This is a genomic window from Pseudomonas californiensis (genome assembly GCF_021147775.1).
GTDB lineage: Bacteria > Pseudomonadota > Gammaproteobacteria > Pseudomonadales > Pseudomonadaceae > Aquipseudomonas > Aquipseudomonas californiensis.
In genome coordinates this window covers 1-582 of sequence record NZ_JAGTPK010000143.1, presented here as the reverse complement: position 1 = coordinate 582, position 582 = coordinate 1, and the positions used below count along the sequence as shown (strand labels likewise).

Sequence of the window (582 nt, the reverse complement as noted above, 5' to 3'; positions counted from 1 at the left end):
TTTTGACTACTCCACCAGCCGGGCGCAGGAGGTACCGGCGCGCCTGCTCGATGGTTATCGTGGCTATGTCATGACCGATGATTACGCCGGTTACAACGCGCTGGGCGCACAGCCCGGAGTTGAGCGTCTGGGATGCTGGGCGCATGCTCGACGCAAGTTTGTTGAAGCGCAAAAAGTGCAGCCCAAAGGCAAGACGGGGCGCGCCGACATCGCGCTGAACCTGATCAACAAGCTGTATGGGATCGAACGCGACTTGAAGGCCAGTAGCGATGCTGATCGTAAATCCGGTCGTCACGAACATAGCCTGCCAATACTCGCTCAGTTGAAAAGCTGGATCGAGAAAACACAACCACAGGTCACGGCTCAGAATGCCTTGGGCAAAGCCATCAGCTACCTGGCAAGCAACTGGAACAAGCTGGAACGGTACGTCGAGGAAGGCTGCCTGCCGATCGACAATAACGCGGCAGAACGTGCGATCCGCCCCTTCGTAACCGCTCCATTAACCCCACATTCAAAGCACTAAGCTAATGCCAGATGCTGGGCTCCCGATTCTCTCAGGAGCCCATCGATCATGATGCGACC

The 582-nt window shown here is 56.7% G+C and carries 1 pseudogene; it reads left to right on the top strand.

What is annotated here, in order from left to right:
- Positions 1-490 (top strand): annotated as a pseudogene (gene tnpC, locus KDX37_RS29340) (IS66 family transposase); the annotation flags it as partial.
- Positions 491-582: the final 92 nt, after the last annotated feature.